Below are 20,745 nucleotides of genomic sequence, written 5' to 3' on the forward strand. Positions count from 1 at the left end.
CCCCTTGGGCCGTCGCGGTCTGCGGGTTGGTTGTGGCTGGTGGGGGTAGCCCCTGCTCGAAGAGCTCGGGGGAGCAGTCCCCGCGCCCCTGGTGAGGCGCCCCTCTACGCGACAGTAACGAACGCATTGGAACTTTGAGCGGGAGAGGGCAGTATCGGCCTGTGGTTACACCATTCTCTGGCGGCGCATCCGCAGGGCTCGTCACCGTCGATGATCCCGACGACCCCCGGCTGAGCGACTACACCGGCCTGACCGACGTCGAGCTGCGCCGTAAGCGCGAGCCGGCCGAGGGGCTGTTCATCGCCGAGGGCGAGAAGGTGATCCGCCGTGCCCGGCACGCCGGGTACCGGATGCGGTCGATGCTGCTGTCCGCCAAGTGGATCGACGTCATGCGCGACGTCATCGACGAGGTGCCCGCGCCCGTCTACGCCGTCAGCCCGGAGCTCGCCGAGCGCGTGACCGGCTACCACGTGCACCGCGGAGCCCTCGCGTCCATGCAGCGCAAGCCCCTCCCCGCGCCGGAGGAGCTGCTGGCCGCGGCCCGCCGAGTGGTGATCATGGAGTCGGTGAACGACCACACCAACATCGGTGCCATCTTCCGCAGCGCCGCCGCGCTGGGCATGGACGCGGTACTGCTCTCGCCCGACTGCGCCGACCCGCTCTACCGCCGCTCGGTCAAGGTCTCGATGGGCGCCGTCTTCGCCGTTCCGTACGCCCGGCTGGAGAACTGGCCGCAGGGGCTGGAGACGGTACGCGACGCCGGGTTCCCGCTGCTCGCCCTCACCCCGGACGAGAAGGCCGTTCCCCTCGACACCGTCGCCACCGGCGGTCAGGGCCGCACGGCGCTGATGCTCGGCGCCGAGGGCGACGGTCTGAGCACCCGCGCACTGCGCGCCGCCGACGAGTGGGTCCGTATCCCGATGGCCCACGGCGTCGACTCCCTCAACGTGGGCGCCGCTGCGGCCGTCGCCTTCTACGCGGTGACCCGCTGACCGCACCCGGACCGGACACAGCTGCCACGGCACCTGTCCGCGCCCGCTACCGCACCTGCCTGTGCGGTCCCTGCTCCGAGGAGACGCTGCCCAGGCCCCGGGTGGGGCCCTCGCAGCCCTGGGCCGCCGCGATACCGAGGGCGACCAGCAGCGTCACCGTCACAAAGACGATGAGGCGCTGCCGCAGGAGCCGTCGCTTGCGCGCCGCGGGGCTGAGCCCGCCCGGACGGCCGCTGCGGGTGGCGGGGCGCCGGGCGCCGGTGGCCGGCCTGCCGCTGCCCGTCCGCTCGCCACCGCGTGGGTGCGGCGGGTTCGTGGGACGGCGGGCGGGGCGCTCCCCGGTCCTGCGGCTGCCGTTGCCGGTCGTATGCCCGGCGTCCCGTGCGGGGCGCCCGGCGCGCGAGGTGCCGGGAGCGGTCGGCCGCGGGGCGCGCGGAGTGGAGGCGCGGGGCGCGCTGGCTGCCCGTTCGCGTTCCCGGCCGAGGCCGTCCCGCTGGGTGTGCTGCTGCGCGTGGTCGTGCGGGTGCCGCTCCCCGGGGGCCGACTCGTGCCGTCTGCCGGGCACCGGCCTGCCGGGCGCCGACCTGCCGGACACCGGCCCCCCGGCTGTCGGCCGAGCACCGGCGCGGGGCCAGTCCCCCAGCGTGGCCTCCCCTTCGGTCAGTCCCCGGGCCTCGCGCGCGGCGATCTCCTTGAGCCGCAGCGAGAGCTGCAGGGTGCTGGGTCGGTCCTCCGGCGACTTGACGAGGCAGGCGTGGATCAGCGGGGCCAGCGCGGCGTGCACGGCGTCCAGGTGCGGCTCCTCGTGCACCACCCGGTAGAGCATCACCTCGGAACTGCCCTGCCCGAACGGCGAGTCGGCCGTGGCCGCGTACGCCAGCGTGGCGCCCAGCGCGAAGACGTCGGTGGCCGGGGTGACGGCCGCGCCCCGTACCTGCTCGGGCGCCAGGAAGCCGGGGGAGCCGACGGCGGTACCCACGTGCGTCAGGGTGCTGGCGCCCGTCGCCCAGGCGATGCCGAAGTCGATGATGCGCGGTCCCTTGGGGGACAGCAGGATGTTCGACGGCTTCAGATCGCGGTGCACGACGCCCGCCTCGTGCACCGCCACCAGGCCCTCGGCGAGCGCGGCGCCGATCGAGGCGACCTGCGCGGCCGGCAGCGGGCCCGACTCGTTCACCTTGTCGTGCAGCGAGGGCCCCGGCACGTACTGGGTGGCGAACCAGGGGCGCTCGGCCTCCAGGTCGGCTGCCACCAGGCGGGCCGTGCAGCCGCCCCGGATGCGCCGTGCGGCCGACACCTCGCGGGCGAAGCGGGAGCGGAACTCCTGGTCCTCGGCGAGGTCGGGCCGGATCACCTTGAGCGCGACCCGCTGTCCGCGCCGGTCGGAACCGAGGTAGACCACGCCCATGCCGCCGGCTCCCAGGCGCCGGTGGAGCCTGAACGAGCCGACGACTCGCGGGTCCTCGCGCCGGAGCCGCATCATCGCCATGTCCGTTCCTACCTCCGGTGTCCGGTGGGCGAGTGCCCCACCTCCGGCGCCCGGTGGGGGAGCAGCCCACCGCTGACCGGTCCGTCTGACCACCACAGCTTACGGACTGCCGTGGCAAGGCGACGATAGGCCGCGCACGCGGCGCCAGACGGAATGTCAGAGCCCGGCGCAGGACGGGAATTCCCCGGGGCGCGCCGACCCCGTGCGCCCGTGCGCCCCCGGCCGGACCGCGTCAAACGGACGGCGTCGTGCGGCGTTTGACGGTGTGACGGATACGGAGTCGAAGCCGCGTCGGCTACGGCGGAGTACCCCCGTGCCCGCACGTCCGGGAGCGCACGCGGACGCCGGACCCGGGCTGGGACCCGGCGGGGGGAGTGAGCGAACTCACCCCCTCTGGCGGCCGGGCGGCCCGGCTGTCCCGTCCCCTGGGGGAAGACCCCGGCAAAGCTGACGATGCCTCCACCCTGGGGAGTAGGAGCCCCCGCGCCACGTCATCCTTCCGGAGGCCCCTGACTCGGTACGCGCGCATGACGCCACTGAGTACGCGCTTGCCTAATGTTGTGGTCAAGCGGCGGACGCAGCACTCGTCCCCCGAGGTCAGACGTCCGCCGCCCCAGACAACGATCAGGAGCGGACATGGCACACACGGCTGGGCGTCCCACGCCCACGGGGAAGGGAAGGCTCGCGGCACTCGCCGACTTCGGCACCCGTCCCGGCGGCCGTCGCCATCCGCTGGTGGCAGCCGCCATGGTGCTGCCGCTCGCCCTCCTCCTCGGCCTTGTCACGGGCTGGGGCCGGATGGTGCTGACACAGGCGTCGTCCGTGGCCGGAATGCTGGGGTCCTGAGCGATCCCAGGCCCGGTGGAGCGGACCGGGTCGGGGACTTCCGGCTTCAACAGCCCCGTGGGGACGGGGGTGCGGCGGACGGCACGAGGCCCGGGTAGCTGGGGAGCTGCCCGGGCCCTCGCGTATTCACGGCCTGCCACCCGCCCAGGGAGCTGTACGGCCGGACAGACGCTCGCCGTACGTTGTGGTCGTCGACACTTGGAGATCTCGTGGCCCTCCCCGGTACCCCCGCCCGCCATACGGCGCTGCACCGGGCACTCGGCGGGCTCGCCGGGGCCCCCGGGGGCCACGGGGGCCCGGGTGAGGTGATCGCCGAGCGCGCCGACGCCACCGTCGTGCGGGCCGGCGACCGGGTGGCCAAGGCGCACGCACCCGACGCGGAAGCGGGCCCGCTGCGCGTCCGGGTCCGGGTCGCGGCAGCAGCCGGATACCGGGGGATTCTGCTGCCACCTGTCTCGGGCGGCCGGACGGTTCCGCTGCCGGGCGGCCGCGTCGGCAGCGTCTGGCCCTACGGAGCCCCCGTGGACCCCGCCGACGCGGCAGCCGCCCCCTGGGAGGCGGCGGGCGAGCTGCTGGCCCGGCTGCACATCGCGCCGCTGCCCGCCGCCGGCCAACTCCCCGGCCCGCTGCCGCCGATGCGCGGCCCCGCCAAGGCGGCCCGCGCACTGGCGCGGATGCGGAGCGCTCCGCGGGGCGCGCACGCCGGTGCGGCCGAGGTCGTCGAGCGCGCCTGGGCCGTGCTGCCACCGTGGTGCCGGAACGAGGAGCCGGCCCCGGAGGCCCGCACCCTGTGCCACGGCGACTTCCACCTCGGCCAGCTCGTCCGGTATCCGCCGCCCGACGGCCCCTGGCACCTCATCGACGTCGACGACCTGGGCCTCGGCGACCCGGCGTGGGACCTGGCGCGCCCGGCCGCCTGGTACGCGGCCGGACTCCTGGCGCCCGCCGACTGGGAACGCTTCCTCGGCGCCTACGCCCATACGGTCCGGGCGGCCGCAGCCGGCCCGACCCGCCCACGCGGCAACCCGGCAGGGCTCGCCGGTCCGCACCCGTGGCCGTATCTCGACGCGCCCGCCCGTGCGTTGACGGTGCAGGGGGCGGCGCTCGGCGTCGCCAAGGCCCGCACCGAGGAACGGCAGCTGGACGAGGCGGAGGAGGCGTGCGTGGCCGCGTGCGCCCGGATCGCGGCTCTCTTCGCACGGGCCGAACTCCCCGCGCGGCAGGGGCCGTAGGCTGGGTCCAACCCGGTAGCGAGAGGAAGCCGACGAATGATGCAGTGTCCCAAGTGCGGTGCGCCGATGCGCACGTACAACCGCAACGGCGTGCAGATCGAGCAGTGCGACAGCTGCCGGGGAATCTTCCTCGACTACGGCGAGCTGGAGGCCCTCACCAGGCTGGAGGCCCAGTGGGCGCAGGCCGCACCGCCGCCCCCGCCGGGTCCGCAGACCTACCCGTCCGGTCCCGCCTGGGGCGCCGCGCACCACGGCTCACACGGCCACGGCAAACACGGCCACGGTCACGGTCACCATGGTCACCGCGGCTTCGGGCGGATGCTCTTCTCCTCCTGAGCGAAGAGGGCCCCGGCGAATCCGCCGGGGCCCTCTTCACGCTGGTGGACGATACTGGGATTGAACCAGTGACCTCTTCCGTGTCAGGGAAGCGCTCTCCCGCTGAGCTAATCGTCCGTGCGCGGTACTGGGATTGAACCAGTGACCTCTTCCGTGTCAGGGAAGCGCTCTCCCGCTGAGCTAACCGCGCGGGAGGTCCGGTGGTGACCGGACCTGGTGGACGATACTGGGATTGAACCAGTGACCTCTTCCGTGTCAGGGAAGCGCTCTCCCGCTGAGCTAATCGTCCTTGGAGGTGGAGACGGGATTTGAACCCGTGTAGACGGCTTTGCAGGCCGTTGCCTCGCCTCTCGGCCACTCCACCAGGTGCGGGGGTCCGGGAGGTCCCCCACGTCGAGCGGACGACGAGATTCGAACTCGCGACCCTCACCTTGGCAAGGTGATGCTCTACCAGCTGAGCCACGTCCGCAGCGCCTGTCCGGGCCGCGCCCGGGAGGCCGTCCCCGGAGCGCTTCCGCGCCTCGGCGACGTGTTGAACTTTAGCGGATTCCCGGGCCAGCTCAAATTCCGTTTCCGCAGCGTGGCCGCCCAGCGGTCCGAGGGGCGCCCGTTCACCGGCCCCATAGACTCGAAACCGTGTCCGATCTGACCCCGCTCGCCCGGCTGGGCGGCCGCCTTGCCACCGACCTCCGCGACGTGACCAGCGACCCCGAGGCCCTCGACTCCTCGGGCTGGTGGGCCGTCGTCGCCGACTACGAGGGCGGGCTGTGCTGCGCCCGCTTCGGCGACGTGCGCCCCGCCCCCCTGCCCACCCCGGTGCCCGGCCGCTGGCGCGGCCCCGCCGCCGACGACTGGGTCAGCTCCCTGGACCGGGCCGCCTACACCGAGGGCGTACGGCGCATCCGTGCGGCCATCGGCACGGGCGACGTCTACCAGGTCAACCTCTGCCGGGTCCTGTCGGCTCCGCTGCCCGACCCCTCTCCCGAGGCCGCCGACATCGACCAGCTCACGGCCCGGCTCGCCCTCGGCACCCCGGCGGCCTACGCGGGCACCGTACGCCTGCCCGCGCACGGGGTGGAGATAGCCACCGCCTCCCCCGAGCTGTATCTGCGCCGCGCGGGAAGCGCCGTCGAGTCCGGCCCCATCAAGGGCACCGGCCGCCGCGAGGCGGACCTGGGCGAGAAGGAACGCGCCGAGAACGTGATGATCACCGACCTGGTCCGCAACGACCTGGGCCGGGTCTGTGTGCCCGGCTCCATCACCGTCCCCCAGCTGTGCGCGGCGGAGCCCTACCGGGGGCTGGTCCACCTGGTCTCCACGGTCCGCGGTGAGTTGCCGGACACCGCCGGGCCCGCCGTCGCAGGGGCCGAGGACCCCGGGAGTGCGGGTCCCGGTTCTGTGGACCCCGGCTCCGGGGTGTGGGCCAGGCTGCTGGAGGGCACCTTCCCGCCGGGCTCGATCACCGGGGCACCCAAATCCAGCGCCCTGCGGCTGATCGACGAGCTGGAGACGGTGCCGCGCGGCCCGTACACCGGGGGCATCGGCTGGGTCGACGCCGACCGGGGCGTGGGCGAGCTCGCCGTCGGCATCCGCACCTTCTGGATCGAGCGCGACCACCCGCGCCCGCTGCTGCGCTTCGGCGCCGGCGCGGGCATCATCTGGGACTCCGACCCGGAGCAGGAGTGGCGGGAGACCGAGCTGAAGGCTTCCCGGCTGCTCGCGGTAGCGTCGGGGGAGTACGACGACCGTGACACAGCGGCTCCTCGAGGCTCCCTGAGGTGAACAGTGAAGATCTGGCTTGACGGCGGACTGCGGGACGCGCACAGCGCGAACGTCTCCGTGCTCGACCACGGGCTGACGGTCGGCGACGGCGTCTTCGAGACCGTCAAGACCACGAACGGCACCCCGTTCGCGCTCACCCGCCACCTGCACCGGCTCACCTCCTCGGCGCGCGGCCTCGGCCTTCCCGAGCCCGACCTGGACGAGGTACGGCGGGCCTGCGAGGCCGTCGTCGCCGCGAACCCCATGCCGTACGGCAGGCTGCGGATCACCTATACCGGCGGTCTCTCGCCGCTCGGCTCCGACCGCGGTGAGGCGACGCCCACCCTGGTCGTCGCCGTGGGCGAGGCGACCCGCAGGCCGGACACCACCTCCGTCGTCACCGTCCCCTGGACCCGCAACGAGCGCGGCGCCATCGCCGGGCTGAAGACCACCTCGTACGCGGAGAACGTCGTCGCCCTCGCCCGCGCCCGCCAACAGGCCGCCACCGAGGCCCTCTTCCCCAACACCCACGGTCTGCTGTGCGAGGGCACCGGCACCAATGTCTTCGTCGTCCTCGACGGCGAGCTGCACACACCGCCGCTGTCCTCCGGCTGCCTGGCTGGCATCACCCGGGCCCTGGTCCTCGAATGGACGGGGGCCCGTGAGACCGAGCTGCCGATGGAGGCGCTGGAGCGCGCCGAGGAGATCTTCGTGACCTCCAGCCTGCGCGACGTCCAGGCCGTGGCGCGGCTGGATGGACGCACCCTGCCCGGCGCACCGGGACCGGTGACCGCCAAGGCGATGCGTGTCTTCGACGAGCGTTCGGCGGCCGACGTCGACCCGTGAAGCGGCGGATGTCGATCCGTGAACCGGTGGTGGCGGCCACACCCGCCGGGTAGAACCGGACTGTGACGACCACTCTTCGCCCCGCCGGTCCCGAGAGCCGCACCGCCGAGGGCAGACGCTCGCGCGCGTACGAGGTATGCGTCAATTCCCGCCCGGTGGGTTCCGTCACCCTCCTGGGCCCGCCCGGCGACGGTCCGGCGCTGGGACGGCTCGAGCGGCTGTTCATCGAGGAGGGCGAACGGCGCCGGGGGCGCGGAACCGTCGCCGCGCTGGCCGCCGAGGAGGCGCTGCGGGGCTGGGGCTGCACCCAGGTGGAGGCGAACGTCCGGCTCGACGGCCTCGGGGAAGACACCGACGGTGCCGCAGAGGCGATATCCGCGGGCGTGCGCCTGCTGGGCGTGCTGGGCTACACCGAGCACAGCCGCCACATGGTCAAGCAGCTCGACGAGCGGCCCCGACTGCCGCCCGGCAGCACCGTCCGGCCGTTGCCGGAGGGCGAGTTCGACGCCTGGTGGGAGGCGGGAGCCGCCACCTTCAGCGAGGGCCTGGTCGCCCGCGGCTTCACCCCCCGACAGGCTGCGGCCAGGTCGACGGCAGTCCGGCGTACCCAACTGCCGGACGGCGCCGCCTCACCGGGCGCCGCGCTCCGGGTCCTCACCTGCGACGGCACCGACGTCGGGTCCGTCTGGCTGGGCTTCACCGGGCTGCCCCGCACCGACGTGGACGCCTGGGTGTACGACATCAACGTGGCGCCCGAGCGGCGCGGGGAGGGCCATGGGCGCTCGCTGATGCTGGCTGCCGAGCAGGTCTGTCTGGACGTGGAGGCCCGGCGGCTCGGGCTCAACGTCTTCGCCGGGAACACGGCAGCGCGGCGGCTCTACACCTCGCTGGGCTTCCGCCCGGTGGAGGGCTGCTACGTCAAGACGCTGCTGTAGCCGCGCTGTAGCCGCCAACTCAACGGGCCGCTGTGGTCGTCCGGCCGCCGGGTCAGCGGCCGAGCAGCCGGTCGGCGATCTCCTCGATGCGCTCCCGCAGCCCTTCCTGGCTCTTGCCGCCGTCCAGCCGCTGCCCGTCGATGACGTACGTCGGCGTGCCCGTCACCCCGAGCGCCTTGCCCTCGGCCTGATCGGCGTCCACCACCAGCAGATGCCGGCCGTCGATCAGCGCCGAGGAGACCTCCTCGGCATCCAGGCCCAGCTCGCCCGCCACCTGGGCCAGCAGTTCCTCGCCCTGCTCGGACAGCTCCTTGGTGCGCTCCAGCACCGCCCCGGCGTACTCCTCGCCCTTGCCCTGCTCGTACGCCTCCTCGAATGCCTGTGCCGCGGCGTAGGCGTGCTTGTTCTTCTCCAGCGGGAAGTGCCGCAGCCGGATCTCCAGCGCGTCGCCGTACCGCTCGCGCAGGGCCCGCAGATCGGCCTGGGCCCGGTGGCAGTCCGGGCACTGGAGGTCGCACCACACGTCGAGGGAGGCGCGGGCGTGGGGGTACCCCCCGGTCGAAGGCTGGGGGAGGGTGGTGCCGGAGTCGGTGGAGTTGTCCATGGTCACAGTCTCTCAGCCCCCCGGAGGGTACCTACCCCGAGATGTCCCTGATCCCCGTGCCCGACCGTGGCGGTCACCGCCCGGCCGGTGCGACGATGGAGACATGCTCACCACCACCGTCTGCGCCGCGCTCTCCGCCGCGGGCCTGGCCGTCGCCTTTCTGACGGCGTGGCGCCGCCGCTTCGCCGCCGCGACGCGTATCGCCGCCGTCGCGCTGGTGCCGGTCGGGCTGGCGATGTCGGGGCTGGTCGGCCTCGGCGGCAAGATCGGCAGGGCGTTCGGGAGCTGGGCGGCCGACCTGGTGCTCAAGCCCACCGTGTGGGGCGGTTTCGCCGTGCTGGCCTGCGCCGTCGTGCTGTGGATCATCGGCCGCGCCGCAGCCGCGCGTACCGCGGCGCGGCCCGCCCGTGGGAGCCGAGCCGCGGAACCCGCCGCTGCTGCCCCCGCGCTCGGAGCCGCCTCACCGCCAGCGACCCAGCCGAAGCCCAGGACCGAGAAGGCCAGGACCGAGAAGTCCAAGACGCAGAAGGCCACGACGGAGAAGGCCAAGCCCGGCAAGGGCAAGTCCGCCGACCCCGGTGAGGACTTCTCCGACATCGAAGCGATCCTCAAGAAGCACGGGATCTGACGCTCTCCCCGTGCCCTGAGGGGCACGTCGGCCCCCCTAGCAGACGGGTCGGGACAATAGGGGACTTTTACCGGGAAACCACCGGTAATGGGGGTGCGCGGTCGGGCGGGGTTGCGGGGGCTGCGACATGATCGCGGCGAGATGGACACGACGCCGAACTCCACGATCGAGCTCGACGAGCTGCCGCCCTCCGAGCCCAAGGGATGCCTCTACGCACTCTCCCAGCCGCCGCTGATGCTGTTCCTCGCCGTGATCGCGGTACTGCTCGGCGCGGCCGGGGCACACGACCTGCTGCTGCTGTGAACGCTCCGCCTCAGCTGCTGGAGCCGGCCTCGGCCGACTCCCGGCGGCGTGCGCGGTAGGCGGCCACATGGAGGCGGTTGCCGCAGGTGCGGCTGTCGCAGTAGCGCCGGGAGCGGTTGCGGGACAGGTCGATGAAAGCGCGCCGGCAGTCCGGTGCCGAACAGCGACGCAGCCGGTCTCGCTCCCCGGAGACGAGGACGAACGCCAGCGCCATGCCGCAGTCGGCCGCCAGATGCTGGGCGAGGGAGGCGTCCGGGGCGAAGTAGTGGACGTGCCAGTCGTAGCCGTCGTGGTCGGTGAGCTGCGGTGTCGTTCCGGCCTCCGCGACCAGCGCGTTGATCAGCCCGGCGGCCGTGCGCGAGTCCTCCGCCGCGAACACCTGAGCGAAGCGGTCCCGTACCTCGCGTACGGCCCGCAGGTCGTCCTCGGTGAGGTCGCCGACGCCGCTGACGTCGTTCTGCTGGACGTAGGCACGCAGATCCGCCACGGACACCAGCGTGTCGGGGGTGTCGCCGTCCGCCATGGTGTTGAGCAGCTCGACCGCCTGGTCGAGCGCACACCGGGTGTCGTGGTTGATCTGCACGGGCCGCTCCTGCCGTGTCCGGGAACATCTCCGGCCTGATGCGGAAGCCTAGTCGCTGCCCGCCGATCGGGGGCCGGTCGTTTCCGGACGGTGACGGATCGGTGGCCGAACGCAGCGACGCCGCCGCCACGTGGAGTCACGCGGCGGCGGCGTCGCAGTGTGCCGTTACACGAAGTGGTGCCGTGGCACACGGCTGCCGGGACCGTCGGCCGTCGCCCCGAGTCGGACGGCCGCGGTGACCGGCGGTCTCAGCTCTCGGCGAGGATGTGCGAGAGCTCGGTGTCGAGGTCGAAGTGGCGGTGCTCGGTACCGGGCGGCACGGCCGCGTCGGTCCGCTTGAGGAAGGATTCCAGTGCCCGCGCCGGGGCCTCGAGCAGGGCCTCGCCCTCCGGGGAGCTGAGGGCGATGCATGCCACGGACTGGCCGTGGCTGCGGGACGGCCAGACTCGGACGTCCCCGGTGCCTGTGGGCCTGTGCAGGCCCTCGGCCAGGAGATCGCGGGCGAAGACCCACTCCACGGTCTCCTCGGCACCGGTGTGGAAAGTGGCGTGCACGGCGTAGGGGTCCGCCGTGTCGTACCGCAGGCCCGCTGGTACAGGCAGTGAGGACTCGCTCGAAACAACGAGGCGCAGGTGCAGCTCACAGCTCACCGTTGTGTTCATAAGCGCCAGGGCCTTTCGCTCAGTGTGCGCTCGGGGATTCGCACGTCGGCGAAATCGACATGCCACCTACGCGCCGGTTGTAAACCCCTCTGACCGATTTGTACGGAATCGAATCCTTCGTACGGCTCTTGTAGGTTTGAGGAGTGCGGCCATTCCAGTGAAACCGGTCCGACCGGAAGGCGTCGGGTACCTTGTCCCTCATGACTGCGGAGAGTGACGCGATGCCGTGTGATATCCGGGAGGAGAAGCCTCTCGGCTCCCGTGCGCCGAAGTTCGTGCGGGCCTCCCGGCCACTGCACATGAGCTGGCGGGTCGGGATCTTCATCGTCGGCCTGGCGATCGTGACCGGTGGCGTGATCATGCTGCCCCTGCCGGGCCCGGGCTGGCTGGTGATCTTCGGTGGGATGGCCGTGTGGGCGACCGAGTTCGTCTGGGCACAGCACGTCCTGCGGTGGACCAAGCGCAAGTACCGGGAAGGCACCCAGTGGATGAAGGAGCGCCGGGCGGCACGCAAGGAGCGCAAGATCGCCCAGCGCGCCGGACAGCGGTCCCGCTGATGGTCATGAGCACCCGCTGACATGCGGTAATGTTGTGCGCGCCAGCGGGCGATTAGCTCAGTGGGAGAGCGCTTCGTTCACACCGAAGAGGTCACTGGTTCGAACCCAGTATCGCCCACACTGCGCACCGGGGCCCGGAAGCGACCAGCTTCCGGGCCCCGGTGCGTTGCCGGGAGGGGGAGCTCATGGGCGCAGGCGGCGGCCGGAACCACTACACCTTCCGTACGGCATGGCAGGTCCTGGCTCCACCGACGCGCGTCTTCGCCGTACTGGAGCGTGCCGAGAGCTATCCCGAGTGGTGGCCCCAGGTGCGCCGCCTCGGCAGGACCGGCACCGAAACCGGAACCCTGCGCATCCGGTCCGTGCTGCCGTACGAACTCTCCGTGGCGCTACGCCTGTCACGCCGCGACCCGGCGGCCGGGGTTCTCCAGATCGGTATGAGCGGCGACATGGACGGCTGGGCCCGCTGGACCATACGCCCCACAGGCGCCGGAGCGGTCGCCCTCTTCGAGCAGGACGTGGAGGTCAACAAGCCACTGCTGCGGCTGCTCGCCATACCGGGCCGCCCCCTGTTCATCGCCAACCACAAGCTGATGATGCGCAGCGGACATCGCGGTCTGCGGGCCCTGCTGGAAAGGGGTTTGGATGAAGAGTGAGACGCACTGTATTGTTCTGCCCGTGCCGCCGCACCGACGGCGGAACACCCGGGGCGATTAGCTCAGTGGGAGAGCGCTTCGTTCACACCGAAGAGGTCACTGGTTCGAACCCAGTATCGCCCACCCCGTGTTCAGCTGAGAGCAACAGAGGCCGGACCGCCAGCAGGCGGGACGGCCTCTTTTCCGTTTCCCTGATTTCCGTGTGATCTCCGGTATTTCCGTGTCCCCGGGCGGCCGTTTGCGGCACCGATCCGTGGTCAGGAGTAGGAGGGGAGTGGCCGGGACACGGAGAGCGTGATGCGAGTCGCCGCCGACGACGATGAGATCCACTGGAGACGCGAACTGCCCGCGAGCAACACGGCAGCCACCTGGCGTGCCCGGCAGAAGCTGAGCACGGCCGCCCGCGCGATGCTGCGCGCCGCTGCCCTGGCGGCCCAGCGCAGCACCGGATTCCACGGGGCACGTGGCGAACACCGGGCCGACGCCTTCGCCGAACGCGTGCGCTACGCCGAAAGCGCGGAGGAGGGCGGCGCCGGCCGTCTGCTGAGCGCCCGCGTCCCACCGGAGGCTCAGCGCGGCAACCGGGAACTCGCCGTGCTGAGCCGCGCCCTGCGGGCGGCCGCCGACGCCGTCTGCCGCTACCGCGCCACCGGCGCCACCGAGCACTTCGACGCCGCTGTCGCCGACGGCTGCTGCGCAGAACTCACCGAATCCCTCTGCCAGTTGGTGCGCGGAACCGAAGGCGTGCGGATCACCCTCGGCTGGTCGCGGACGGCCGGAACGCCGCAGGGCTGCCCCCAGCGGCCGCTGCCCGTGGTCTTCACCCCCGGTGACCTGGCGGCGCTGGAGCTGGCCGGGCGGCACTACGAAAGCGCCGAGCCGTCCGTCCCGGTCCGGGTGACGGGCACCGTCGTACGGCTGCGCCGCGCGCGGACCGACGGCCCGGGATCGGTACGGCTGGACGTGCTCGCGGGCGCCGAGGTGACCCAGGTGCGGGCCCGGCTGGACGAGGAGGGCTACCGCCGCGCCGTCCACGCCCACCTGGCTGGACTGCCGCTGCGGATCGCGGGGCTGCTGGAGAGCAGAGGCGGCTTCCGGCGGCTCAGCGGCTGTCACGACATCGCGCCCGTCCCGGTGCCGGACCAGGCCAGGGAGCGGCTGCTGAAGCGGCTGCACAACGGCCTCGACGACTTCGAGCGGGGCATGCACGGATGAACGGGGTCGGCCGGAGCCACGCGCCCACCCGCGCCCTCGCCCCGGGCGGCCGGTCGCGTCCTGGGCGCCGTTACCGTTTCGCGGTCGGGCTGCTCGGCTCGGTACGATTCGACGGCGCGGCGTATGCCCGCGCTCACGGCGTGGCGACGGCCACGCGTCCCAGGTGAGAGTCAGGAGAGACCGGTGTCAGATGTCCGTGTGACCATCCAACGCGATTCCGAGCGGGAAGAGCGCGTGGTGACGACGGGCACTACGGCCGCTGCGCTCTTCGAGGGCGAGCGCTCCGTCGTGGCCGCACGCGTCGGCGGCGAGCTGAAGGACCTCACCCACCCGCTGGCCGACGGCGACGAGGTCGAGCCCGTCGAGGTCACCAGCGACGACGGTCTGAACATCCTGCGCCACTCCACCGCGCACGTCCTGGCCCAGGCGGTCCAGGAGCTCTTCCCCGAGGCCAAGCTCGGCATCGGCCCGCCCGTCAAGGACGGCTTCTACTACGACTTCGACGTCGCGGAGCCCTTCACACCGGACGATCTCAAGCGCATCGAGAAGAAGATGCAGCAGATCCAGAAGCAGGGGCAGCGCTTCTCCCGCCGCGTCACCACCGACGAGGCGGCCCGCGAGGAGCTGGCGGACGAGCCGTACAAGCTGGAGCTGATCGGCCTCAAGGGCAACGCGGCAGGCGCCGCCGAGGGCGCCTCCGCCGAGGTCGGCTCCGGTGAGCTGACGATCTACGACAACCTCGACGCCAAGAGCGGCGAGCTGTGCTGGAAGGACCTGTGCCGGGGCCCGCACCTGCCCTCCACCCGGCTGATCCCCGCCTTCAAGCTGATGCGGTCGGCCGCCGCGTACTGGCGCGGCAGCGAGAAGAACCCGCAGCTCCAGCGGATCTACGGCACCGCGTGGCCCAGCAAGGACGAGCTCAAGCAGTACCTGGAGTTCCTGGCCGAGGCCGAGAAGCGCGACCACCGCAAGCTGGGCACCGAGCTGGACCTCTTCTCCATCCCCGAGGAGCTGGGCAGCGGACTTGCCGTCTTCCACCCCAAGGGCGGGGTCGTCCGCAAGGTGATGGAGGACTACTCGCGCCGGCGGCACGAGGAGTCCGGGTACGAGTTCGTCAATACGCCGCACATCACCAAGGAGCGGCTCTTCGAGATCTCCGGACACCTGCCGCACTACGCGGACGGCATGTTCCCGCCGCTGGAGTTCGACGAGCAGAACTACCGCCTCAAGGCGATGAACTGCCCGATGCACAACCTGATCTTCCGGGCGCGAGGACGCTCCTACCGGGAACTGCCGATGCGGCTGTTCGAGTTCGGCACCGTCTACCGGTACGAGAAGTCCGGCGTCGTCCATGGGCTCACCCGCGCCCGCGGCTTCACCCAGGACGACTCGCACATCTACTGCACCAAGGAGCAGATGCCGGACGAGCTGGACAACCTGCTCACCTTCGTCCTCAACCTGCTCCGCGACTACGGCCTGTCCGACTTCTATCTGGAGCTGTCGACCCGCGACCCCGAGTCGGACAAGTTCCTGGGCACCGACGAGGAGTGGGAAGAGGCCACCGAGGCGCTGCGGCAGGCAGCGGGCAAGCAGGGCCTGGAGCTGGTCATGGACCCCGGCGGTGCCGCCTTCTACGGGCCGAAGATCTCCGTGCAGGCCCGCGACGCCATCGGCCGTACCTGGCAGATGTCCACCATCCAGGTCGACTTCCAGCAGCCCGCCCGCTTCGAGCTGGAGTACACCGCGGCCGACGGCTCCCGCCAGCAGCCGGTGATGATCCACCGCGCGCTGTTCGGCTCCATCGAGCGGTTCTTCGCCGTCCTGCTGGAGCACTACGCGGGCGCCTTCCCCGCGTGGCTGGCGCCGGTGCAGGCGGTCGGCATCCCGATCGGCGACGACCATGTGCCGTATCTGACGGAGTTCGCCGCCGCGGCGAAGGCCAAGGGGCTGCGGATGGAGGTGGACTCGTCGTCGGACCGGATGCAGAAGAAGATCAGGAACGCCCAGAAAGCCAAGGTGCCGTTCATGGTCATCGCGGGTGACGAGGACATCGCCAGCGGCGCCGTCTCCTTCCGGTACCGGGACGGCTCGCAGAAGAACGGCATTCCGCGCGACCAGGCCCTGGCCGAGATCGCCGACGCGGTGGAGCGCCGTATCCAGGTGTGAGCACACGGTCACAGGCGAGCGAGGGGCGGTCCCGGTGCGGGGCCGCCCCTCCTCGTCCCCGAAGCCGTCCGGCGCATAAGCTGGCGGACATGACGAGTGAGCCGGAGCAGCAGATCGGAGTGGGGACGCCGGACGCGTTCCAGCGTCTGTGGACGCCCCACCGGATGGCGTACATCCAGGGCGAGAACAAGCCGACCGGTCCCGGTGCCGACGAGGGCTGCCCGTTCTGCGCCATCCCGGAGAAGTCCGACGAGGACGGGCTGATCGTCTCCCGGGGTGAGCACGTCTACGCCGTGCTCAACCTGTACCCCTACGCCGGGGGGCACCTGCTGATCGTCCCCTTCCGGCACATCGCGGACTACACCGAGACCGACGAGGGCGAGACCGCCGAGATGGCGGCGTACACCAAGCGGGCGATGACGGTGCTGCGCCGCGTCTCAGGAGCGCACGGCTTCAATCTCGGCATGAACCAAGGCGCGGTCGCGGGCGCCGGTATCGCCGCGCATCTGCACCAGCACGTGGTGCCGCGCTGGGGCGGGGACAGCAACTTCATGCCCGTCGTCGGCCACACCCGGGTGCTGCCCCAGCTGCTGGCGGACACCCGGGCGATGCTGGCCGAGGCGTGGTGACCCCTCCAGCGTGACCCCTCACGCGTCGTAGACGTCCGCCTTGAACGGCTTGGCGTCCTGGACCGCGGCGCTGAGGTTGAGCGAGCGGCTGCCGAACTTCTCGACGTTGCAGCCGTTCTCCTCCAGCACCTTGATGGCCGCCGCGTGCACCACCCGCAGCACCGGGGTCGCCGCGCGCATCGCGTCGTCGGCCATGAACCGGTGGCGCCAGGGCTTCTTGGCCCAGGCGTGCCGCAGGCCGAAGGGCTCGGGCAGGCTGAGCTTGCCGCCGAGAAAGTCCAGCACCGGAGGGAACCAGGTCAGCGGGGCGCGCGCGGCGAGGCGTACGACCTCCTTGGTCTCCACCAGCGGCAGCTTGACCGTGCGCGTCTCCCAGAACTTGACACTCTTGGCGACCTCCTTGGTCTTGGCCTTCGGACCGCTGGTGAACAGGCCGTCGACCGGGCCGAGGGCGTGGCCGGTGACCTCGATGCGCAGCGTGTGGTGCAGCACGGTGACGCTGATCAGCAGGCTGATCACCAACTGGCCGTCCCAGAGCACGAACTGGACGCCCAGATAGTGCCGGTTGCCGGCGCCGAACTGCTGCTCGTTGCAGATGCGCTGTATCTCGAAGTCCTTGATGCGGTAGCCCTCGACCTCCTGGCCGTCCGGGCGCTTGACCTCCTTGGCGCCCTCCGCGATGGGAGAGACGATCCAGTGCCGTATCGAGGGGGTGGGGAAGCCGCCGGTGTGCAGGGGGCCGCGCTCCAGCATGCGGAGCTGGTCGTGGATGGCACGGATGACGTCCCAGCTGCGGAACGGGTGGATGTCCTCGCCCTCGCGTGCGGGGGACAGCTCCTCGGCGAGCTGCCAGCTTCCCCAGCGGGTGCCCATGCCGAGTATCCCCTTGGGCCCTGCGTAGTAGATGAGGTTGCTGGCCTGTTCGGCGGCGACCTTGGCCAGGCCGAGCCGGATGCGTTCGGCGCCCGCGTCGCCCGGGTCCTGGGGCACCGCCTCGGGGATCTTGGCGCCGACCCCCGCGCCGCCCAGCAGGCTCTCCCAACGTCCGCGCAGGTCCTTGGCGTACCGCTCGCAGATCTGTTTGGCCCACACTCCGCCGATGATCGGCGCGACCAGCATGGCCCTCAGGTACATCCCCCAGAAGCCGCTGACCGGGAGTTTGATCGCGAAGAGGACGACCAGCGCGCCGACGGCGACCAGCACCACCATGCCGATGGCCCCGGCGCGTTTGTCCTTCGACCCGGCGATCATACGGCGCAGTTGGAAGGCGAGCAGCCACAGCAGCACGCCGGGCAGGAACAGCAGGCCGAACAGCGTCATCACCAAGGTCAGCCGCGCGTCGCGCTGTTTGCGTACCCGGGTGGCGGCCAGGCAGTGCTCGACCACGGTCTGCGGCTCGATACCGAAGGACTGGATGAGCGGCTTGCGTGCACCACCGAGCAGCCGGGTCTGTACGGCCCGGGAGAACGCCTCACCGAGGTTGGGTTCGAACAGCGAGAGCCGCGGCTTCTTGAAGCTCGCCTCGGGGTTGGCCGCGATGAGCTTCTCGACCTCGTCGTCACGGTAGGCGGCGGAGGCCAGCGCCTGCGTCGCCGCCGTCTGGCCGCCCGACCCGGAGATGGGTACCTGGGCACCTGGTGTGAACTCCGCCGCCACGTCCGGATGGCTGCTGAGATCGTCGAATCCGGCCACTGGGCCCCCACTCCGCCGTGTTGCTCTGGCCGACCACGACAGACGGCTTCCCAACTGCCGTGGTCCGCACACATCTTGCCTCAGGGGAGGGGATGCGTCTGCCCCTGTCCGTCGCCCCCCCGTCTGCGGAGGCGTTGTGGTTGTGGGGGCACCTCCCGGACGGAGTCCGGGGGGAGCAGTTCCCCGCGCCCCTTACGGGGGCGCAGCTCCCATGCGGGGCACGCTCAGTCCGCGGACTCCAGGATGCGGGCCGCCTGCTGTTGCGGCATCGGCTCGTGTTGGGCGTACGCACGCGCGAAGCGCCCGGTGCCGTGCGACATCGACCGCAGATCGATCGCGTACCGGCTGATCTCGATCTCCGGCACCGAGGCGCGGACCAAGGTGCTGCCGCCTCCGGCCTGTTCGGTGCCCAGCACCCGGCCGCGCCGGGAGGACAGGTCGCTCATCACGGCGCCCACGTAGTCGTCCGGGACCATGACCTCGACCTCGGCGACCGGTTCCAGCAGGTGGATCTTCGCCTGTGCCGCGCACTCGCGCAGCGCAAGCGCACCGGCCGTCTGGAAGGCCGCGTCGGAGGAGTCGACGGAGTGCGCCTTGCCGTCGACGAGGGTGACCCGTACGTCCACGAGCGGGTAGCCGGCGGCCACGCCCTTGGCGGCCTGGGCCCGGACGCCCTTCTCCACCGAAGGGATGAACTGGCGGGGTACCGCGCCGCCCACCACCTTGTCGACGAATTCGATGCCGGAGCCGCCCGGCAGGGGCTCGACGGTGATGTCGCAGATGGCGTACTGCCCGTGCCCACCGGACTGTTTGACGTGCCGTCCGCGCCCGTTGGCGGGTGAGGCGAAGGTCTCGCGCAGCGAGACCTTGTGCTCGACGGTGTCGACCTGCACCCCGTAGCGGGACCGCAGCCGCTCCAGGGCGACGTCCCGGTGTGCTTCGCCCATGCACCACAGGACGAGCTGGTGGGTGTCGGGGTTCTGCTCCAGCCGCATCGTCGGGTCCTCGGCCACCAGCCGGGCGAGCCCCTGCGAGAGCTTGTCCTCGTCGGCCTTGCTGTGCGCCTCGATGGCGACGGGCAGCAGCGGGTCGGGCATCACCCAGGGGGCCATCAGCAGCGGGTCGTCCTTGGCCGAGAGGGTGTCGCCGGTCTCGGCGCGGCCGAGCTTGGCCACGCAGGCCAGGTCGCCCGCGATGGCGGCGTCCAGGGAGCGCTGCTGTTTGCCGAAGGGCGCGGACAGTGCGCCGATCCGCTCGTCCACGTCGTGATCCTCGTGGCCCCGGTCCGCCAGGCCGTGTCCGGAGACGTGCACGGTCTCGTCGGGGCGCAGGGTGCCGGAGAAGACGCGTACCAGGGAGATCCGGCCGACGTAGGGGTCGGAGGAGGTCTTGACGACCTCGGCGGCGAGCGGGCCCGCCGGGTCGCAGCTGAGCGCCGGGCGGGGTTTGCCGTCCGGGGTGGTGACAGCGGGGATGCCGTGTTCCTCGGGGGTGGGGAAGCCGCCGGTGATCAGCTCCAGCAGCTCGACGGTGCCCAGGCCGGCTTTGGCGCCCTCGGCGGCGGGCGCCGCGGCCAGAACGGGGTGGAAGGTGCCGCGGGCCACGGCCTTCTCCAGATCCTCGATGAGCGTCTTGACGTCGCAGTCCTCGCCGCCGAGGTAGCGGTCCATCAGCGACTCGTCCTCGCTCTGCGCGATGATGCCCTCGATCAGCCGGTTCCTGGCCTCAGCGACCAGCGGCAGGTGTCCCTCGTCCGGGTCGCGTTCGGTGCGCTGTCCGCTGCCGTAGTCGAACAGCTTCCGGGTGAGCAGCCCGATCAGCCCGGTGACCGGGGCCGTGCCGTCCGAGCGGCGTTCGCCCAGGGCCGGCAGGTAGAGCGGGATGACGGCGTCGGGGTCGTCGCCGCCCAGCACCTCCTGGCAGACGGCCGTCATCTCGTCGAAGTCGGCGCGGGCGGCGTCGAGGTGGGTGAGGACGATCGCGCGGGGCATGCCGACGGCTGCGCACTCCTGCCAGACCAGGCGGGTCGCTCCGTCCACGCCGTCGGCGCCGGAGACGACGAACAGGGCGGCGTCCGCCGCGCGCAGTCCGGCCCGCAGCTCGCCGACGAAGTCCGCGTAACCGGGGGTGTCCAGAAGGTTGATCCGGATGCCGTTCCAGGTGACGGGTACCAGGGAGAGCTGGACCGAGCGCTGCTGCCGGTGCTCGATCTCGTCGTAGTCGGACAGCGATGTGCCGTCCTCCACCTTGCCGGGCCGGTTGATCGCGCCCGAGGCGAGTGCGAGGGATTCGATCAGAGACGTCTTGCCTGACTGGCTGTGGCCGACCAGCACCACGTTCCGTATGGCGGCGGGGTGGTCGGCCGCCGCTGCCCTGCCGGCGGCTCCGGGGTGTGCGTTCGCTTTGTCGGCCATGTGTCCCGCCTTCCGGTCGTCACCTGCTGGAGCACGCTGAAGGGGCCGAGCGGTCGCGAAGACCACCGTTCCTTCGAGCTTTGCACCGCTGCCGACAGCCGTCCATACGTGGGACCGCGACCGACGGCGCACTGCCCGGCCGTGCGCGCCGCCGCATACCCGACCGTGTGCACCGTGTGCTTCCACGGCGTGACTACGA

20 protein-coding genes and 7 tRNA genes are annotated in these 20,745 nt (G+C 71.8%); 16 read left to right on the forward strand and 11 right to left on the reverse strand.

From position 1 onward, the window contains the following. Window positions 1–161: 161 nt before the first annotated feature. On the forward strand, window positions 162–992 hold the full coding sequence (locus JW592_RS27145) for a TrmH family RNA methyltransferase (RefSeq protein ID WP_209267884.1): 831 nt from the start codon (window positions 162–164) through the stop codon (window positions 990–992). A 46-nt stretch (window positions 993–1,038) separates the two neighbouring features. Here the strand turns inward: JW592_RS27145 and JW592_RS27150 are convergent, their stop codons facing one another. Then, complete coding sequence (locus JW592_RS27150) at window positions 1,039–2,481, reverse strand: serine/threonine protein kinase (protein ID WP_209267885.1); 1,443 nt, start codon at window positions 2,479–2,481, stop codon at window positions 1,039–1,041. 636 nt (window positions 2,482–3,117) lie between these two features. Here JW592_RS27150 and JW592_RS27155 point away from each other — a divergent pair. From JW592_RS27155 to JW592_RS27165, 3 genes are all read left to right on the forward strand, one after another. Continuing rightward, window positions 3,118–3,327 (forward strand): hypothetical protein, encoded by a 210-nt coding sequence (locus JW592_RS27155; protein ID WP_209267886.1) that lies wholly within the window; start codon window positions 3,118–3,120, stop codon window positions 3,325–3,327. A gap of 209 nt (window positions 3,328–3,536) precedes the next feature. After that, complete coding sequence (locus JW592_RS27160) at window positions 3,537–4,559, forward strand: phosphotransferase family protein (protein WP_372446583.1); 1,023 nt, start codon at window positions 3,537–3,539, stop codon at window positions 4,557–4,559. Between the two features lie 39 nt (window positions 4,560–4,598). Continuing rightward, window positions 4,599–4,895: a TFIIB-type zinc ribbon-containing protein gene (locus JW592_RS27165; protein WP_209267942.1), complete on the forward strand. Its 297-nt coding sequence runs from the start codon at window positions 4,599–4,601 to the stop codon at window positions 4,893–4,895. 42 nt (window positions 4,896–4,937) lie between these two features. Here the strand turns inward: JW592_RS27165 and JW592_RS27170 are convergent. The 5 genes from JW592_RS27170 to JW592_RS27190 all read right to left on the reverse strand — a co-directional run bounded on the left by JW592_RS27170 (window position 4,938) and on the right by JW592_RS27190 (window position 5,364). Next, window positions 4,938–5,012, reverse strand: a tRNA-Val gene (locus JW592_RS27170). A 1-nt stretch (window position 5,013) separates the two neighbouring features. After that, window positions 5,014–5,085, reverse strand: a tRNA-Val gene (locus JW592_RS27175). A 24-nt stretch (window positions 5,086–5,109) separates the two neighbouring features. After that, window positions 5,110–5,184, reverse strand: a tRNA-Val gene (locus JW592_RS27180). 1 nt (window position 5,185) lies between these two features. Then, window positions 5,186–5,259: transfer RNA gene (locus JW592_RS27185), tRNA-Cys, on the reverse strand. A 32-nt stretch (window positions 5,260–5,291) separates the two neighbouring features. After that, window positions 5,292–5,364, reverse strand: a tRNA-Gly gene (locus JW592_RS27190). Window positions 5,365–5,531: 167 nt separating this feature from the next. Here JW592_RS27190 and JW592_RS27195 point away from each other — a divergent pair. The 3 genes from JW592_RS27195 to JW592_RS27205 all read left to right on the forward strand — a co-directional run bounded on the left by JW592_RS27195 (window position 5,532) and on the right by JW592_RS27205 (window position 8,437). Further along, on the forward strand, window positions 5,532–6,677 hold the full coding sequence (locus JW592_RS27195) for a chorismate-binding protein (protein ID WP_209267887.1): 1,146 nt from the start codon (window positions 5,532–5,534) through the stop codon (window positions 6,675–6,677). A gap of 3 nt (window positions 6,678–6,680) precedes the next feature. After that, complete coding sequence (locus JW592_RS27200) at window positions 6,681–7,502, forward strand: aminotransferase class IV (protein ID WP_209267888.1); 822 nt, start codon at window positions 6,681–6,683, stop codon at window positions 7,500–7,502. A 62-nt stretch (window positions 7,503–7,564) separates the two neighbouring features. After that, window positions 7,565–8,437: a GNAT family N-acetyltransferase gene (locus JW592_RS27205; RefSeq protein ID WP_209267889.1), complete on the forward strand. Its 873-nt coding sequence runs from the start codon at window positions 7,565–7,567 to the stop codon at window positions 8,435–8,437. Between the two features lie 52 nt (window positions 8,438–8,489). On the opposite strand, the gene JW592_RS27210 is transcribed toward JW592_RS27205, so the two are convergent. After that, window positions 8,490–9,041 carry a DsbA family protein gene (locus JW592_RS27210; protein WP_209267890.1) on the reverse strand — a complete coding sequence of 184 codons (552 nt, stop codon included), beginning with the start codon at window positions 9,039–9,041 and terminating at the stop codon, window positions 8,490–8,492. A 103-nt stretch (window positions 9,042–9,144) separates the two neighbouring features. Here JW592_RS27210 and JW592_RS27215 point away from each other — a divergent pair, with 103 nt between their 5' ends. Continuing rightward, window positions 9,145–9,669: a hypothetical protein gene (locus JW592_RS27215; protein WP_209267891.1), complete on the forward strand. Its 525-nt coding sequence runs from the start codon at window positions 9,145–9,147 to the stop codon at window positions 9,667–9,669. 141 nt (window positions 9,670–9,810) lie between these two features. Further along, window positions 9,811–9,972, forward strand: a complete 162-nt coding sequence (locus JW592_RS27220; RefSeq protein ID WP_209267892.1) for a hypothetical protein — start codon at window positions 9,811–9,813, stop codon at window positions 9,970–9,972. Window positions 9,973–9,982: 10 nt separating this feature from the next. Here JW592_RS27220 and JW592_RS27225 read toward each other — a convergent pair whose 3' ends face one another. Further along, on the reverse strand, window positions 9,983–10,555 hold the full coding sequence (locus JW592_RS27225; RefSeq protein ID WP_209267893.1) for a CGNR zinc finger domain-containing protein: 573 nt from the start codon (window positions 10,553–10,555) through the stop codon (window positions 9,983–9,985). Window positions 10,556–10,803: 248 nt separating this feature from the next. Beyond that, complete coding sequence (locus tag JW592_RS27230) at window positions 10,804–11,217, reverse strand: SsgA family sporulation/cell division regulator (protein ID WP_026005227.1); 414 nt, start codon at window positions 11,215–11,217, stop codon at window positions 10,804–10,806. 200 nt (window positions 11,218–11,417) lie between these two features. Here JW592_RS27230 and JW592_RS27235 point away from each other — a divergent pair, with 200 nt between their 5' ends. The 7 genes from JW592_RS27235 to JW592_RS27265 all read left to right on the forward strand — a co-directional run bounded on the left by JW592_RS27235 (window position 11,418) and on the right by JW592_RS27265 (window position 16,440). Beyond that, a complete protein-coding gene (locus JW592_RS27235; RefSeq protein ID WP_229376948.1) occupies window positions 11,418–11,774 on the forward strand; it encodes a TIGR02611 family protein in 357 nt (118 codons plus the stop codon). 46 nt (window positions 11,775–11,820) lie between these two features. Continuing rightward, a tRNA-Val gene (locus JW592_RS27240) sits at window positions 11,821–11,892 on the forward strand. 67 nt (window positions 11,893–11,959) lie between these two features. Next, window positions 11,960–12,430, forward strand: a complete 471-nt coding sequence (locus JW592_RS27245) for an SRPBCC family protein (RefSeq protein WP_209267894.1) — start codon at window positions 11,960–11,962, stop codon at window positions 12,428–12,430. 51 nt (window positions 12,431–12,481) lie between these two features. Beyond that, window positions 12,482–12,553 (forward strand) — tRNA-Val (locus JW592_RS27250). Between the two features lie 174 nt (window positions 12,554–12,727). Continuing rightward, window positions 12,728–13,645, forward strand: a complete 918-nt coding sequence (locus JW592_RS27255; protein ID WP_209267895.1) for a hypothetical protein — start codon at window positions 12,728–12,730, stop codon at window positions 13,643–13,645. A 183-nt stretch (window positions 13,646–13,828) separates the two neighbouring features. Further along, window positions 13,829–15,811 (forward strand): threonine--tRNA ligase, encoded by a 1,983-nt coding sequence (thrS, locus tag JW592_RS27260; protein ID WP_209267896.1) that lies wholly within the window; start codon window positions 13,829–13,831, stop codon window positions 15,809–15,811. Window positions 15,812–15,900: 89 nt separating this feature from the next. Further along, complete coding sequence (locus JW592_RS27265) at window positions 15,901–16,440, forward strand: HIT family protein (RefSeq protein WP_209267897.1); 540 nt, start codon at window positions 15,901–15,903, stop codon at window positions 16,438–16,440. Between the two features lie 18 nt (window positions 16,441–16,458). Here the strand turns inward: JW592_RS27265 and JW592_RS27270 are convergent, their stop codons facing one another. After that, window positions 16,459–18,132 (reverse strand): AbeC-like domain-containing protein, encoded by a 1,674-nt coding sequence (locus tag JW592_RS27270; protein WP_209267898.1) that lies wholly within the window; start codon window positions 18,130–18,132, stop codon window positions 16,459–16,461. A gap of 224 nt (window positions 18,133–18,356) precedes the next feature. After that, complete coding sequence (locus JW592_RS27275; RefSeq protein WP_209267899.1) at window positions 18,357–20,546, reverse strand: elongation factor G-like protein EF-G2; 2,190 nt, start codon at window positions 20,544–20,546, stop codon at window positions 18,357–18,359. Window positions 20,547–20,745: the final 199 nt, after the last annotated feature.

The organism is Streptomyces spirodelae, assembly GCF_017676385.1.
Taxonomy (GTDB): domain Bacteria; phylum Actinomycetota; class Actinomycetes; order Streptomycetales; family Streptomycetaceae; genus Streptomyces; species Streptomyces spirodelae.

What these genes read in the sequence shown, in the direction of transcription:
- JW592_RS27275 (WP_209267899.1), bottom strand. Translation starts at nt 20,546, where the DNA reads ATGGCCGACAAAGCGAACGCACACCCCGGAGCCGCCGGCAGGGCAGCG.
- JW592_RS27230 (WP_026005227.1), bottom strand. Translation starts at nt 11,217, where the DNA reads ATGAACACAACGGTGAGCTGTGAGCTGCACCTGCGCCTCGTTGTTTCG.
- JW592_RS27165 (WP_209267942.1), top strand. Translation starts at nt 4,599, where the DNA reads ATGCAGTGTCCCAAGTGCGGTGCGCCGATGCGCACGTACAACCGCAAC.
- JW592_RS27235 (WP_229376948.1), top strand. Translation starts at nt 11,418, where the DNA reads ATGACTGCGGAGAGTGACGCGATGCCGTGTGATATCCGGGAGGAGAAG.
- JW592_RS27245 (WP_209267894.1), top strand. Translation starts at nt 11,960, where the DNA reads ATGGGCGCAGGCGGCGGCCGGAACCACTACACCTTCCGTACGGCATGG.
- JW592_RS27210 (WP_209267890.1), bottom strand. Translation starts at nt 9,041, where the DNA reads ATGGACAACTCCACCGACTCCGGCACCACCCTCCCCCAGCCTTCGACC.
- JW592_RS27220 (WP_209267892.1), top strand. Translation starts at nt 9,811, where the DNA reads ATGGACACGACGCCGAACTCCACGATCGAGCTCGACGAGCTGCCGCCC.
- JW592_RS27155 (WP_209267886.1), top strand. Translation starts at nt 3,118, where the DNA reads ATGGCACACACGGCTGGGCGTCCCACGCCCACGGGGAAGGGAAGGCTC.
- JW592_RS27150 (WP_209267885.1), bottom strand. Translation starts at nt 2,481, where the DNA reads ATGGCGATGATGCGGCTCCGGCGCGAGGACCCGCGAGTCGTCGGCTCG.
- JW592_RS27265 (WP_209267897.1), top strand. Translation starts at nt 15,901, where the DNA reads ATGACGAGTGAGCCGGAGCAGCAGATCGGAGTGGGGACGCCGGACGCG.
- JW592_RS27255 (WP_209267895.1), top strand. Translation starts at nt 12,728, where the DNA reads ATGCGAGTCGCCGCCGACGACGATGAGATCCACTGGAGACGCGAACTG.
- JW592_RS27215 (WP_209267891.1), top strand. Translation starts at nt 9,145, where the DNA reads ATGCTCACCACCACCGTCTGCGCCGCGCTCTCCGCCGCGGGCCTGGCC.